This window comes from Bradyrhizobium sp. USDA 223, assembly GCF_044909005.1.
GTDB classification, from domain to species: domain Bacteria; phylum Pseudomonadota; class Alphaproteobacteria; order Rhizobiales; family Xanthobacteraceae; genus Bradyrhizobium; species Bradyrhizobium yuanmingense.
The window spans coordinates 5,491,207-5,504,640 of record NZ_JBIYDR010000001.1 but is presented as its reverse complement, the minus strand read 5'-3'; the positions used below and the strand labels follow the sequence as shown (position 1 = coordinate 5,504,640).

Below are 13,434 nucleotides of genomic sequence, written 5' to 3'. Positions count from 1 at the left end.
TTGCGGGGAGAGGTCGGAATTCGCTCCATCCACGTCGTCATTGCGAGCGCAGCGAAGCAATCCAGAGTGCTTCCGCGGAGGGATTCTGGATTGCTTCGTCGCAAGGGCTCCTCGCAATGACGGGGAGAGAGCTGGGACTACCCTCCCTAACTCCCGCGTCAGAATCTGGCGCATTTGTAAGTTGAAGCAACGCTCCCGTTCTCCTCATCTGATCCTCCTCGTGCGGCGCCGAGACCGCCGCACTGCAAGGAGGACGCTTCGATGAACAACAGGTTTCTTAAGGGCCTCACGGCGAGCGTGATCGCGGCCATGATGGCGGTCGCGTCACCGGCGCTCGCGCGCGGCGGCTTTGGCGGTGGCGGCCATTTCGGCGGCGGCATGCACGCCGGCAGCTTTGGCGGCATGCGGGCCGACGGCATGGGCGGTGCACGCTTCGCTCATGTCGGCGGACCCGGCTTCGGCGGGGCGCGGTTCGCGCACGCGCCGATCGGGCCGCGTTTCGCCGGCGCGGGCTGGCATGGCCGTCACGGCTTCCACCATCACCATCATTTCCGTCGCTTCGCTGTCTTCGGCGCGCCCTATTTCTACACCGGCTACAACGACGGCTGCTGGCGCAGGAGCTGGACGCCCTATGGGTGGCAATGGGTCAATGTGTGCGGGGGCGGTTGGTACTAGCATCGCCGTACCGCACCATTGTCGCGATCGCCACCGGGCGGTTCCGTCCAGCCCCGGAACGGGATAGTCTGGTGGCGATTGTCGCGCGGAGTGTTTCATGACCGGAGGTCACCGTCGCATCCTGGTCGTCGAAGACGATCCGGAAACCGCAGGCCAGCTCGTCGAGGAGCTGACGGTTTCGGGCTACGACGTCGACCTCGCCGCCAATGGCCGCGAAGCCCTCAATCAGGGCGCCGCGCGCGACTATGCGGTGATCACCATCGACCGCATGCTGCCCGATATCGACGGCATCAGCGTGATGCGCCAGCTGCGCGACGACGGCATTGCCGCCCCCTTCCTGATCATCTCCGCGCTCGGCGAAGTCGACGACCGCGTGCGCGGCCTGCGAGCCGGCGGCGACGACTACCTCGTCAAGCCGTTCTCCTTCACGGAATTGCTGGCGCGGCTCGAGGCGCTCGGTCGCCGCAGCGAGACCATCGCCAAGGAAACGCTGCTGCGCGTCGGCGATCTCGCCGTCGACCTGATCGCGCGCAGCGCCTCGCGCCGCGGCCGCAAGATCCCGCTGCTGCCGCGGGAGTTCCAGCTGCTCGAATATCTCGTCCGCAACGAGGGCCGGGTCGTCTCCCGCGCGATGCTGCTGCAGCACGTCTGGGACCTGCATTTCGATCCCTCCACCAACATCATCGATGTCTATGTCGGCCGGGTCCGCCGCAAGGTCGACGATGCCCAGGCCTATCCGCTGATCCACACCATTCGCGGCATCGGATATTGCCTCCGTGCTCCTGGTTAAGACGCTCCGGTCCTCGACCTTCCGCCTGGCGCTGATCGCGATCGCAGCGTTCGGGCTGATCGTCGCAGCGATCATGGCTTACGTCTATTTCGGTACCTTGGCCTATGTGGAGAGCCGGCTCGGTACGGTCGGCGATCATGACGGCTTCACCGGCATGATCGAGCTCGCGATGGCCGCCGTCGCCGCGCTGCTGCTGGTGCTCGCCGGGCTCGCGGCTGTGCTGGTGACGCGTCGCACTGTGGGGCGGATCGAGCAGATCAACGCCACGAGCCGCGCCATCATGCTCGCAGGCCTCGACCAGCGGATTCCCTTGCGCGGCAGCAATGACGAGTGGGATCGCGTCGCCGAAAACCTCAACCAGATGCTCGACCGCATCGAGACGCTGATGGGCGAGGTCAAGCAGGTCAGCGACAATGTCGCGCACGATTTGCGCACGCCGCTGACGCGCATGCGCGGCCGGCTGGAGAAGGCCTATCACGCGCCGCGCAACAGCGAGACGGATGCCGCGCTGATCGGCGACACCATCGCCGATCTCGATGCCGTGCTCGGCATGTTCGCCTCCATCACCCGGATCTCGGAGATCGAGACCCGCGCCCGCACCGGCGCCTTCCGCGTGCTTGATCTTTCCGAGATCGCCGCCGAGGTGGTCGAGCTCTACGATGCCGCTGCCGAGCAAGTTGCCACGCACCTCAGCCTCGATGGTGACCACGAGGTCGCGATCACCGGCGACCGCGACCTCTTGTTCGACGCCATCGCCAATCTCGTCGACAACGCGATCAAGCATGGCCGGAAGGGCGGGCAGGTGATTGTGAGCTGCCGCAGGGCCGACGGCGGTGGGGTGATCTCGATTATCGACGACGGTCCTGGCATTCCCGCCGAGCAGCGCGAGCATGTCTTCAAGCGCTTCTACCGGCTCGAGCAGAGCCGCTACACGCCGGGCAATGGTCTCGGCCTCAGCCTCGTCGCCGCGGTCGCGCGGCTTCATGGCGCCGAGATCGCGTTGCGCGACAATTCCCCGGGCCTGAAGGTCGAGCTCCGGTTTCCGCCTACCAACGGCCAGGTGGCGCTCGCGAGAAGGTTCGTTGCTGCGGAATAAGATGCTCTTGTCTAAGTCAGGAAAAGCAACTAAAAGTAGATTTTGTTTTGTGTGTCGCGCTGAATTGCGGCTCTTTGCCTAGCTCATTTGGAGGCAGAAATGTTTCACCTTGAGCCTATATCGACGACTAACATTATAAGCATCGTTCAACTGTTTGCAGTTGTCGCTGGTTTCTATTTTTCCTGGAGGACACTGGCTCTGGGGCTTCAGAACGCTCAAGCCCAGCTCTACAATAATATGTTGGTTCAGGGGCGAGATTTGCAGCGCAAGTTCATGGATGATTTGGTTCCGGAAGATCAAAAGACCAAATTTTTTATGGGTGTTATTATTGCATACTATGCGAGTTGCTTCGAGCTTAGAAGGGTCCTCCACTTGCCTGAATCTGCCGTGAAGCTGCTGGACAATGATGTCCGGGAGTCGATGCGCGAACCCCCATTTAGGCAGAGATTTGAGGAGCTCAGGAATCTGCATAGTCGCGAGTTCGGTGAATATGTTGATCGCCTTCGGGGGGTGTCATGACATTCTTCGCGAACGCCGGGGTCAAGTGGCCGTCAGTTGAGTCTCAGCTTCGTCAAGCCGGCACAAATGCTCTGTCTGGAGGTGCGGAACTTTGGCAATTGTTTTCTAGAATTGAGAGTTGGGAGTTCGATCGAGTTGATACCGTAAACGACGAAGACGAGATCAAGCATCGTTGTGTGAATGCCTTGGGAAAAGCGGCCGACGCATACTCGAAAAGCCTCGATGGTATAAGTCCGCTCTTGGTCGATGGCTTGACTCCCGCGGAGCTTGATTTGGCCTCGATTCCTCGACGATACTACGATGGGTATGACTATCCTTATCTAGGAGGGAGCATTAATATCCCTGATCTTTATGCTGAGCTGGTTACACGGATTAGGAATCTTGCATCGTTAGTTAGGACCTTTGACTTGAGAAACGACCGGAATGATCTAGCCCTTCAGGTCTTTCGTGCAATGCAACAGTGGGAGCTGATCTCGTTGCTCGCTCGGCTCATCGCCGTAGTGAATCGCCGCCCGAACGCGCTACGCAGTTCCGAGTAAAGCGTCTTTTGGGACCTGATACAGTGGTAGTCTTGAATAGTATGAATCGGCAGTGAAAGCCGTCGTCGACGCAGTAGCGTGAAGCTGATTCTTTTGACATTAAAGCGCGATTCCTGATGCCGCCGCGCTCCTTTTACGCCGCGGGTTGTATAGCTTGGAGAGCGCTCAAAGCTCGATCACGCCGCGGCGTGCCGCATGCGCGACTGCATCGGTTCGCCCGGTGGCGTCGAGCTTGTCGAGCAGCGAGCCGACATGGAATTTCACTGTGTGCACGGAGATGCCGAGCTGACGCGCGATCATCTTGTTGGAGGCGCCTTCGGCCATCAGCGCCAGCACATCTAGCTCCCGCTGGGTCAGCGCGATGTCCGCAGGGCTGATGCGCGGATCGCGGGCGATGATTGTCGCGGCGGCCTGCTCGCCGGGCGCGGCAAGGCGAAGCCCGGCGACATTGCCGAGCAGGGCCGCCAGGCGATCGGCGAGGGTGGGATCGTCGATCTCGAGCGACAGTACGATCTCGGCCGTCCTGTCCTCGCTCACGCCTCCGGCCTTTCGCCGACCGTGACCTTGAAGCTGACCGGCTCGCCGCCACGGTGCACGGCGACGTCGACCACCGCGCCGACGCTCGCCGGTCCCAGCGTTCGCGACAGTGCGCGCACGCCCGAGAGCTTCTGGCCGTTGACCGCCACGATCACGTCGCCCTGGCGGATGCCGGCCGCGGCCGAAGGCCCGGTCTTGTCGACATTCATCACCATGGCGCCGATGCCGTCGTCGAGCCGCACCGGCTGCAGCCCGAGGCCGAGATAACCGCGCGCGATGCGGCCGCGCGCCTCCAGCTGGGGCGCGACACGCTCGATCGTCGCCGTCGGGATCACCAGCACGCGCCGCGGCCCGAGCACGGCCATGCCGAAGGCTTCGCCCGATGCATCGAGCGCGAGCCCGCCCTGCTGGCTGCCGCGCAGGCGGACGTCGAGCTCGATCCGCGCGTCGATGTCGCCGCCCCGCAAGGAACGCCAGCTCTTTCCGGATGCCGACACCATCCCGAGCGCCGCACTCGGTGTCTCCCGGTTGGTCGCGACCACGACCGACAATACGCCCAGCGGCGGGACGGTTGCGGCGAGCTTGACCGGCGCGACCGCGGCCTCAGTGCGCAGCAGCGCGATGTCGGTGGTGTGGTCGCGGCCGGCGATCGTGGCAGTGACCCGACTACCGTCGGCGAGGCCGATCTCGACCTCGCCCTCGTCGGCGAGGGCCTCATCGGCGGTGATGATCAGGCCGCTCTTCCAGGCAAAGCCGGTCGCGCGAGCGCGATGCGAATGCACGGAGACGACGGACGGCGCGGTGCGCGCCACAATGTCCGCGAGCGCGGACGACAGTGAGGACAGGGGACTAAGATCAGTCATGGCGGGCTCCCGTAAGTTGTCCTCAATCTGGGATGCCGCGGGCGATTGCGAAACTGGCCGGGTGGCCAGGACCAGTACGGCCTCCGCAAGACCACGGCCGACGAACATGTGATTGGGAGCGCCTCACGGGAACGTGTAGCAATCCCAAAATTGGGCCATATGGCCTCAAGATTTCCAGCGAGCCCTGACTGATGACCATCGACTTGACCCGCCGTACCCTGCTGCAGCTCGCCGGCGCCACCTCGCTCGCCATGGCCGCCGCAGCCGCGGCCCGTGCCGAGGGCACAGCGCAGGGCGGCGGCCCGACCTTTGCCAGCCGTACGCCGATGCGGGTCGGCATGGTGACGCTGCGGGTGAAGAATCTCGACAAGGTCGCAGACTATTACCGCGACGTGATCGGGCTCACCGTGATGGAGCGCTCGGCGGTAGCCGCAAAGCTCGGCACAGGTGGCATCACGCTGCTGGTGCTGGAGGCCCGGCCCGATGCCGCAATCGAGCCGCGCAACGCCGCCGGCCTCTACCACACCGCCTTCCTGATGCCGACGCGCAAGGATCTGGCGCGCTGGCTGGTTCATGCCGCCTCGCACCGCGTGCCGTTGTCGGGTTTCGCCGATCACCTCGTCTCCGAATCCGTCTATCTCGACGACCCCGAAGGCAACGGCATCGAGGTCTATGCCGACCGCGACCCCTCGCAATGGCAATGGAGCGAGGGCAGCGTGAAGATGGCGACCGACGAGCTCAACATCCCCGACCTGCTGTCGCTCACCAATACGCGCGTTCCCGATTATGCCAAGGCGCCGGATGGAATGCGCATCGGCCACATGCATCTGCGCGTCGGCGATCTCGCCCAGGCCGAGAGCTTCTATCACGGCACGGTCGGCCTCGACCCGACCCGCCGCCGCAGCGGCGCCGCGTTCCTGGCATCGGGCCGCTATCACCATCACCTCGGCATGAACGTCTGGCAGAGCCAGGGCGCCGGCCAGCGCGACGATTCCACGACCGGTCTTGCCTGGTTCTCGCTGGTGATGGCGAAGCCGGAGCTGCTCGCCGCGCAGGAAGAACGGCTGCGCAAAGGCGGTGTGAAGGTCACGGCGCTTGCGGATGGGGTGGAGGCGATCGATCCCTGGGGCACGCGGGTGCGTCTGCTCAGGGTTTGATCGCCGGCGCTGGCATTGGTAATAGCGGTCAGCCGCAAACCAATCGACCGGGATCAGCGCCGCATGTCCGAATTCCACGGTGTCTTTCCGTATCTCGTCTCGCCCATCGATGCCGACGGCACGGTGCGAACCAACGTGCTGGCAAAACTCTGCGACGACCTGATCGGCGCCGGCGTGCACGGGCTGACGCCGCTGGGCTCGACCGGCGAATTCGCTTACCTCAACGCCGCGCAACGCACAGCGGTCGTGCAGACCACGATTGAGGCCGCGCAGGGGCGCGTGCCTGTTATCGCCGGCGTCGCTTCGACCGCGACGGCGGATGCGGTGGCGCAGGCGAAAGCCTGCCAGAAGTGTGGGGCCGACGGCATCCTTGCGATTTTGGAGGCGTATTTTCCGCTGGCCGATGCGCAGGTCGAATCCTACTTCCGCGCCATCGCCGATGCCGTGGACATTCCCGTCGTCATCTACACCAATCCGCAATTCCAGCGCTCCGATCTCACCCTCGACGTCATCGCGCGCCTCGCCGAGCATCCGCGCATCGGCTACATCAAGGATGCCTCGACCAACACGGGCCGGCTGCTCTCGATCATGAACCGCTGCGGCGACGCCTTGCGCGTGTTCTCCGCCTCCGCCCACATTCCGGCCGCGGTGATGCTGATCGGCGGCCGCGGCTGGATGGCGGGACCCGCCTGCATCATCCCGCGCCAGAGCGTGATGCTCTACGACCTCTGCACCGCCGGCCGCTGGGACGAGGCCATGGCGCTGCAGCGGCGGCTGTGGCGGATCAACGAAGCCTTCGCCCGTTTCAATCTCGCGGCGTGCATCAAGGCCGGCCTTGCGATCCAGGGCTATGACGTCGGCGGCCCCATCCCGCCGCAGGCGCCACTGACGGCCGATGCGCGCAAAATCGTGGAAACGGCGCTGCGCGAGCTGGAATAGCTCGCCACGCGGCAATATGCCCCGGCACCCGTGCCAGGCGGAGAATGGTCCTTACCTGAGCGAGAAACTTCCGCTCGTTTGCGACGTTGCTGCGTAAGCGAGATCCTGCCACTTCATGCATGTGCATCTCACAGCCCGCATTCAGCACAAGACACGGTGATCACCCAATGAATCGTCGCTATGCGATTGCCGCTGCAGCCTTCGCCGCCCTGCTGCTCGCCGTCACGGCCGCGAAGATCCTGCATGTACCCGTCTCGTATGTCCCATGGGCGGCGCCCTCCGCACGTGCCGTAGAGCCGCGCGGCCCTCTGTCGGACGGCGAGAAGGCGACCATCGACATCTTCGAGCGCGTATCGCCGTCGGTCGTTCAGGTTGCGGCCAGGTCGGCGGCAAGTCCCCTGGCAAGTCCCCTCATGGGCGAGGAGAGCCAGGGCGGTGGCGGCGCCTCCGGCACGGGCTTCGTCTGGGACCGCGACGGTCATCTCGTGACGAACAATCATGTCGTCGCCAATGGCGGCGAGATCGCGGTGCGGTTTGCATCGGGAGAAGTGGCCCAGGTCGACCTCGTCGGCACGGCTCCCAATTACGATCTCGCCGTGCTGCGAATCCGCAGCGTGCGCCAGCTTCCGGCTCCGATCGCGCTGGGCAGTTCGAGTGACCTGAAGGTCGGGCAATTCGCCTTCGCGATCGGCAATCCCTTCGGGCTGGATCAGTCGATGACCTCTGGCATCATCAGCGCTCTCAAGCGCCGGCTCCCCACCCATGCCGGCCGCGAGATCGCCAACGTCATCCAGACCGATGCCGCGATCAATCCCGGCAATTCGGGCGGGCCGCTGCTGGATTCCGCCGGCCGGCTGATCGGCGTCACCACGGCGATCATCTCGCCGTCCGGCTCGAACGCCGGCATCGGCTTCGCGGTGCCGGTCGACGTCGTGAACCGGATCGTGCCCGAGCTGATCCGCAATGGCCGGGTGCCGACACCAGGCATCGGCATCGTGGCCGCCGGCGAGGATGTGTCGACCCGGCTAGCTGTCGAAGGGGTGATCGTGGTGCGGACGGCCCCCGGCAGTCCTGCCGAGCGGGCAGGGATTCGCGGTGTCAACTTTTCCACGGGAGCGGTCGGAGACATCATCACCGCGGTGGAAGGCAAGCCGGTGCGGCGCCTTGCCGACCTGACCGATGCGCTGGAGCAGGCCGGGGCCGGAAAGACCGTTCGGCTCACGGTCAAGCGCGGATCGGACACCCGTGACGTGAATGTAGGCATCGTCGATATCGACCGGTCCTAGCCGCTCGATCCGCGCGTGCAAGGGGCTCCGACGCGCATTGCAGATGCGCCGGGGCTCGGTTGTCTGGCGCGCAAAATCGGTTAAAACCGCCGCCGTCGTTTTTCCCGATCTCGAGGATACAGCGGAATGAACATTCTTCCCAGCAATTTGCGTTTCGGGGCGGGGCAGCCCGTCAAGCGTTTGGAAGACCAGAGGCTGCTCACCGGGAAGGGACAGTTCATCGACGACAGCCCTGCAGACGGCGCGCTGTGGTTGCACGTGCTGCGCTCGCCGCACGCCCACGCCAAGATCGTCTCGATCGACACCAGCGCCGCGGCTTCGATGCCGGGCGTTGCAGCGATCTACACCGGCGCGGACCTCGTCAAGGACGACATCGGCACCATCCCGACGCTGAACATCTTCAAGCGCCCGGACGGCAAGCCGATGACGGTGCCGCCGCGCCGGCTGCTCGCCCACGAGGTCGTCCGCTACGCCGGCGAGGCCGTGGCCGCAGTGGTGGCCTCCTCGCGCGTGGAGGCGCAGAGCGCGGCGGAGGCGATCGCGGTCGAATACGATGTGCAGCCCGCGGTGGTCGATCCCGTCGAGGCGGTGAAATCAGGTGCGCCCGTGGTGTGGCCGGAGGCGCCCGACAACATCGTCGGCGCGATGTCTTACGGCGACGCCGCGAAGGTGGACGAGGCCTTTGCCAAGGCCGCGCATACGGTCGAACTCGATATCGTCAGCCAGCGTCTCGTTCCGTCCGCGATGGAGCCGCGCTCGACCATTGCCGAGATCGACAAGAAGTCCGGCCGTCTCCTGCTGCACGTGCAATCGCAGACGCCGGCCTCGACCCGCGACGTGCTGGCGGAAGCCGTGCTCAAGCGCCCGAAGGACAGCGTCCGCGTGCTGGTCGGCGACATCGGCGGCGGCTTCGGCCAGAAGACCAACCTCTATCCCGAGGACGGGATCGTCGCCTATGCCGCGACCAAGCTGAACAAGAAGATCCGCTGGCGCGGCGACCGCACCGACGAGTTCGTCGGCGGCACCCACGGCCGCGATCTCACGTCCACGGCGTCCTTCGCGCTGGACGAGAAGGGCAAGGTGTTGGCCTATCGCGTCAAGTCGATCGGCTGCACCGGGGCCTATTCCTCGGGCGCGGCCAACATCATCCCGCTGGTGCTCGGGCCGTTCGTACAGACCGGTGTCTACGACCTGCCGCTGGTGCATTTCGAGGTGAAGTCGGTGATGACCCACACCGCGCCGGTCGGAGCCTATCGTGGCGCCGGCCGCCCCGAAGCCGTGTTCATCGTCGAGCGCCTGTTCGACGCCGCTGCGCGAAAAATCGGCATGGACCCGCGCGCGATCCGCAAGGCCAATTACATCAAGCCGGCGCAGCTGCCCTACACCAATGCGGCCGGGCAGGTCTACGATTCCGGTGCCTTCGCGCACATGCTCGACCGGGCCGTGAAGCTTGCCGACTGGGACGGCTTCGCCGCGCGCAAGAAGGCGGCGAAGAAGAAGGGCCTGCTCTACGGCCGTGGCCTCACCTCCTACATTGAGTGGACCGGCGGCCGCGCCCACACCGAAAAGGTCACGCTTCAAGCGACCTCGCAAGGGCGCGTCGTGCTGCATTCCGGCACCATGGCGATGGGGCAGGGCTTGCAGACTACCTACACCCAGATGATCTCCGACACGCTCGGCATTCCCATGGACAAGATCGACGTGGTGCAGGGCGACACTGATCTCGCCATGGGCTTCGGCAGCGTTGGTTCGCGCTCGCTGTTCGTCGGTGGCACGGCGGTCGCGGTCTCCTCCAACGATCTGATCCAGAAGGCGCGCGAGAAGGCGGCGAACGTGCTGGAGACCTCGGTCGAGGACATCGAATATCAGGGCGGCATGCTCACCGTGGTCGGCACCGACCGCCGCATCAGCCTGTTCGATCTCGCCGAGAAGGAGAGCGGCGCCAAGCTCAGCGTCGATTCCGAAGGCGAGGTCGATGGTCCCAGCTGGCCGAACGGCACGCATATCTGCGAGGTCGAGATCGACCCGGAGACCGGCGTCTCCAAGGTCGTGCGCTACACCACGGTCGACGACGTCGGCGTCGCCGTGAACCCGATGCTGGTCACGGGGCAGATCCATGGCGGCGTCGCTCAAGGCATCGGCCAGGCGCTGTATGAAGGCGTGTCGTATGATGCCGACGGCCAGCTGCTGACCGCGAGCTATCAGGATTACTGCATCCCGCGCGCCGACGACGTGCCGCCGATCGTGGTGACGCTGGACGATTCCGCACCCTGCCGCACCAATCCGCTCGGCGCCAAGGGCTGCGGCGAATCCGGCGCCATCGGCGGCCCGCCCTGCGTCACCAACGGCGTGATGGACGCGCTCGCCGAGCTCGGCATCACCCAGCTCAACACGCCCCTGACGCCGCAGAAGATCTGGCAGGCGATCCGGGACGCGAAGGCGGCGGGGTAAGTGCGCTAGCTGTTGCGCAGGCTATTGCACCAAACTCAGCTCGTCGTCCCGGGGCGCGCAAAGAGCGAGCCCGGGACCCATAACCACAGGGAGTGGTTGTCGCGCGAAGCTGGCAGCTCCGAGTCCCCGTAACCACCTCGGCCTGTGGTTATGGGTCCCGGATCTGCGCTCCGCTTTGCTGCGCTTGTCCGGACGACAGCGGAGGTGTCGCGCCGGTTCGCCCTAAATCCCCAGCATCATCTTCGCGATAATATCGCGCTGGATCTCCGAGGTGCCGCCGAAAATGGTGTAGGCGCGGCCGTTGAGATATTCCGGCATCACCGTCAGCATCTCCTCCGGCGTCGCCGGCCCGTGGTTGAGCTTGTAGAGCGGGCGCATCGGCTCGATGGCGAGGGCGTCGTGGCCGATCACGTCGGCTCCTAGCCGCGTCACGGCTTGGCGGATCTCGCTGTTGCGCAGCTTCAGGATCGACGACACCGCGCCGGGGTTTTGCCCTGTCTGCAGCGCCGAGAGCACGCGCAGCTCCGTCATCTCCAGCGCGTCGATGTCGACCTCGACTTCGGCAATCCGCGTCGCGATATCGGGACTGTCGATCGCGCGGCCCGTCAAATCGGACTCCGCGAGGTCCGCGATCGCCTTCAGCCCTTCGCGCAGCTTGGCCGAGGCGATGCCCGCGCCGCGCTCGAACTCCAGCAGATATTTGCCGTAGGTCCAGCCCTTGCCTTCCTCGCCGACGCGATTGGCGACGGGCACGCGGACGTCGTCGAAGAACACCTGGTTGACCTCGTGATCGCCGCCGATGGTGAGGATCGGACGGATGGTAATGCCCGGCGTCTTCATGTCGATCAGGATGAAGCTGATGCCGTCCTGCTGCCGCGGCCCGTCGCTGGTGCGCACCAGCGCGAACATGCGGTTGGCGTGATGGGCGTGCGTGGTCCAGATCTTGGTGCCGTTGATGACGTAGTCGTCGCCGTCACGCACCGCGCGCGTCTTGAGGGACGACAGATCGGAGCCGGACCCCGGCTCGGAATAGCCCTGGCACCAATAATCCTCGCCGGAGAGAATCCGCGGCAGGTAGAAATTCTTCTGCTCGGGGCTGCCGAAGCCGATGATAACGGGTCCGACCATCTTCACGCCCATCACGTTGACGTTGGGCACGCCGGCGCGGGCGCATTCAGTCTCGAAGATCCAGCGCTGCGCCGGCGTCCAGTCGGGGCCGCCATATTCGACCGGCCAGCCCGGCGCACCCCAGCCTTGGCGGTGCAGCGCGCGCTGCCAGGCCATCCCGATATCAGGATCGGAGAACACCGATGGCGTCAGCGCGGTCGCGCGCTTCATCTCCTCGGTGAGATTCTTGGCGATGAAGCCGCGCACCTCGCTCTGGAAGGCGCGCTCCTCGGCATTGAACGACAGGTCCATGAGGCGCTCCTTGTTAAGCAGAGATGGCCCTGCGGCCCAGCTCGGCGTGGCGGGCATAGTGATGCGCGCTGCCGCCGAACAGCGTGTCGAACGCGACGAGCCGCTTGAAATAGGCGCCGACCTCGAGCTCCTCGGTGACACCCATGGCGCCATGGAGCTGGATCGACTGCTCGCCGACGAAGCGCGCGCATTTGCCGATCTTCGCCTTCGCGCCCGAGGCTGCCCGGGCACGCTCGATCGGCGCGCTATCGGCCTTCAACGCCGCGCGCAGCGCCATCGAGCGCGCCTCATCCACCTGCATTGCCATGTCGGCGAGGCGGTGGCGGATCACCTGGTTGGCGGAGAGCGGCCGGCCGAATTGTTTTCGGATCTTGGTATAGTCGAGCGTGGTGTCGAGCAGCGTCTGCATGATGCCGACAGCTTCCGCCCCTAGCGCGGCCATGGCGCGATCAATCGCCCATTCAATCGCGGGCAGGGCATCGCTGCCGTCGCCGAGCAGGGCGTCTTCCGGCAGATGCGCGTCGAACAGCTCGATATTGCAGGCGCGTCCGCCGCCGAGGCGCGGATAATCGCTGATGACGAGTCCTGACGTCGTCGCCTGCACGAGGAACAGGCCGATCCGGCCCGAGGGTCCCCGATGGTCGTGGATATGGGCGGAGATGATGATCTCGTCGGCGGCATGTCCGTCGAGCACGGCGATCTTGCTGCCGGACAGGCGCCAGCCTTGTCCTATCTTGTTGGCGCTGGTCGTGACCTTGGCAAGATCGAACCGGGCCGCGCGCTCCGAATGCGCCAGCGCAAGCTTCAGTGATCCGTCCGCCACCTTGGGCAGGCTCGCCTGCTTCTGCTCGCTGGTGCCGCATCTGGCGATCAGCGCGGCCCCGAGCACGACGGTTGCGACATAAGGCTCAGAAACCAGGCCCCGGCCGAAGGCCTCCATCAAGATGCCGATATCAACCGCGCCGCCGCCGAGCCCGCCGAACTCTTCCGGAAGCGGCAGCGCCAGCCAGCCGAGCTCGGCGAATTGCTTCCAAACGGCCGGGCTGAAGCCGAGCGGATCGTTCGCCATCTTGCGGCGGTGCTCGGCATCATAGCTCTCGGCCACGAATCGTTCCGCGCTCTCGCGCAGCAACTTTTGCTCGTCACTGAGATTGAGATCCATC

Annotated in this window: 12 protein-coding genes; 8 read left to right on the top strand and 4 right to left on the bottom strand. The window is 65.1% G+C overall.

The features are described from left to right. Positions 1-261: 261 nt before the first annotated feature. The 4 genes from ABIA40_RS25550 (at position 262) to ABIA40_RS25535 (ending at position 3,080) form a co-directional block, all read left to right on the top strand. A complete protein-coding gene (locus ABIA40_RS25550; RefSeq protein WP_271541400.1) occupies positions 262-675 on the top strand; it encodes a hypothetical protein in 414 nt (137 codons plus the stop codon). A gap of 97 nt (positions 676-772) precedes the next feature. Continuing rightward, on the top strand, positions 773-1,465 hold the full coding sequence (locus ABIA40_RS25545; RefSeq protein WP_404543796.1) for a response regulator transcription factor: 693 nt from the start codon (positions 773-775) through the stop codon (positions 1,463-1,465). Beyond that, positions 1,452-2,561, top strand: coding sequence for a HAMP domain-containing sensor histidine kinase (locus ABIA40_RS25540; RefSeq protein WP_271541402.1), 1,110 nt, complete (start codon positions 1,452-1,454; stop codon positions 2,559-2,561). Before ABIA40_RS25545 ends, ABIA40_RS25540 begins: the two co-directional genes overlap by 14 nt. Before the next feature lie 99 nt (positions 2,562-2,660). Beyond that, positions 2,661-3,080: a hypothetical protein gene (locus ABIA40_RS25535; protein ID WP_271541405.1), complete on the top strand. Its 420-nt coding sequence runs from the start codon at positions 2,661-2,663 to the stop codon at positions 3,078-3,080. A 704-nt stretch (positions 3,081-3,784) separates the two neighbouring features. On the opposite strand, the gene ABIA40_RS25530 is transcribed toward ABIA40_RS25535, so the two are convergent. After that, positions 3,785-4,156: a response regulator transcription factor gene (locus ABIA40_RS25530; RefSeq protein ID WP_271541407.1), complete on the bottom strand. Its 372-nt coding sequence runs from the start codon at positions 4,154-4,156 to the stop codon at positions 3,785-3,787. Next, the gene (locus tag ABIA40_RS25525) at positions 4,153-5,019 is read right to left on the bottom strand and encodes a S1C family serine protease (protein ID WP_271541409.1); all 867 of its coding nucleotides are present in this window, start codon (positions 5,017-5,019) and stop codon (positions 4,153-4,155) included. Before ABIA40_RS25525 ends, ABIA40_RS25530 begins: the two co-directional genes overlap by 4 nt. Before the next feature lie 191 nt (positions 5,020-5,210). Here ABIA40_RS25525 and ABIA40_RS25520 point away from each other — a divergent pair, with 191 nt between their 5' ends. The 4 genes from ABIA40_RS25520 to ABIA40_RS25505 all read left to right on the top strand — a co-directional run bounded on the left by ABIA40_RS25520 (position 5,211) and on the right by ABIA40_RS25505 (position 10,852). Further along, on the top strand, positions 5,211-6,176 hold the full coding sequence (locus tag ABIA40_RS25520) for a VOC family protein (protein WP_271541411.1): 966 nt from the start codon (positions 5,211-5,213) through the stop codon (positions 6,174-6,176). Between the two features lie 63 nt (positions 6,177-6,239). Next, entirely contained in the window at positions 6,240-7,115 is an 876-nt protein-coding gene (locus tag ABIA40_RS25515) for a dihydrodipicolinate synthase family protein (RefSeq protein ID WP_157284987.1), read from the top strand. Positions 7,116-7,282: 167 nt separating this feature from the next. Beyond that, the gene (locus ABIA40_RS25510) at positions 7,283-8,401 is read left to right on the top strand and encodes a S1C family serine protease (RefSeq protein WP_271541413.1); all 1,119 of its coding nucleotides are present in this window, start codon (positions 7,283-7,285) and stop codon (positions 8,399-8,401) included. 126 nt (positions 8,402-8,527) lie between these two features. Beyond that, positions 8,528-10,852: a xanthine dehydrogenase family protein molybdopterin-binding subunit gene (locus ABIA40_RS25505; protein WP_404543792.1), complete on the top strand. Its 2,325-nt coding sequence runs from the start codon at positions 8,528-8,530 to the stop codon at positions 10,850-10,852. A gap of 222 nt (positions 10,853-11,074) precedes the next feature. Here ABIA40_RS25505 and ABIA40_RS25500 read toward each other — a convergent pair whose 3' ends face one another. Further along, positions 11,075-12,271, bottom strand: coding sequence for an acyl-CoA dehydrogenase family protein (locus ABIA40_RS25500; RefSeq protein WP_404543790.1), 1,197 nt, complete (start codon positions 12,269-12,271; stop codon positions 11,075-11,077). Between the two features lie 13 nt (positions 12,272-12,284). Then, the gene (locus tag ABIA40_RS25495) at positions 12,285-13,433 is read right to left on the bottom strand and encodes an acyl-CoA dehydrogenase family protein (RefSeq protein WP_404543788.1); all 1,149 of its coding nucleotides are present in this window, start codon (positions 13,431-13,433) and stop codon (positions 12,285-12,287) included. Position 13,434: the final 1 nt, after the last annotated feature.

Bases quoted from the DNA above. Each gene is read 5' to 3' on its own strand.
- ABIA40_RS25505 (WP_404543792.1), top strand. From the start codon at position 8,528: ATGAACATTCTTCCCAGCAATTTGCGTTTCGGGGCGGGGCAGCCCGTC.
- ABIA40_RS25535 (WP_271541405.1), top strand. From the start codon at position 2,661: ATGTTTCACCTTGAGCCTATATCGACGACTAACATTATAAGCATCGTT.
- ABIA40_RS25500 (WP_404543790.1), bottom strand. From the start codon at position 12,271: ATGGACCTGTCGTTCAATGCCGAGGAGCGCGCCTTCCAGAGCGAGGTG.
- ABIA40_RS25525 (WP_271541409.1), bottom strand. From the start codon at position 5,019: ATGACTGATCTTAGTCCCCTGTCCTCACTGTCGTCCGCGCTCGCGGAC.
- ABIA40_RS25545 (WP_404543796.1), top strand. From the start codon at position 773: ATGACCGGAGGTCACCGTCGCATCCTGGTCGTCGAAGACGATCCGGAA.
- ABIA40_RS25515 (WP_157284987.1), top strand. From the start codon at position 6,240: ATGTCCGAATTCCACGGTGTCTTTCCGTATCTCGTCTCGCCCATCGAT.
- ABIA40_RS25520 (WP_271541411.1), top strand. From the start codon at position 5,211: ATGACCATCGACTTGACCCGCCGTACCCTGCTGCAGCTCGCCGGCGCC.
- ABIA40_RS25495 (WP_404543788.1), bottom strand. From the start codon at position 13,433: ATGGATCTCAATCTCAGTGACGAGCAAAAGTTGCTGCGCGAGAGCGCG.
- ABIA40_RS25550 (WP_271541400.1), top strand. From the start codon at position 262: ATGAACAACAGGTTTCTTAAGGGCCTCACGGCGAGCGTGATCGCGGCC.
- ABIA40_RS25510 (WP_271541413.1), top strand. From the start codon at position 7,283: ATGAATCGTCGCTATGCGATTGCCGCTGCAGCCTTCGCCGCCCTGCTG.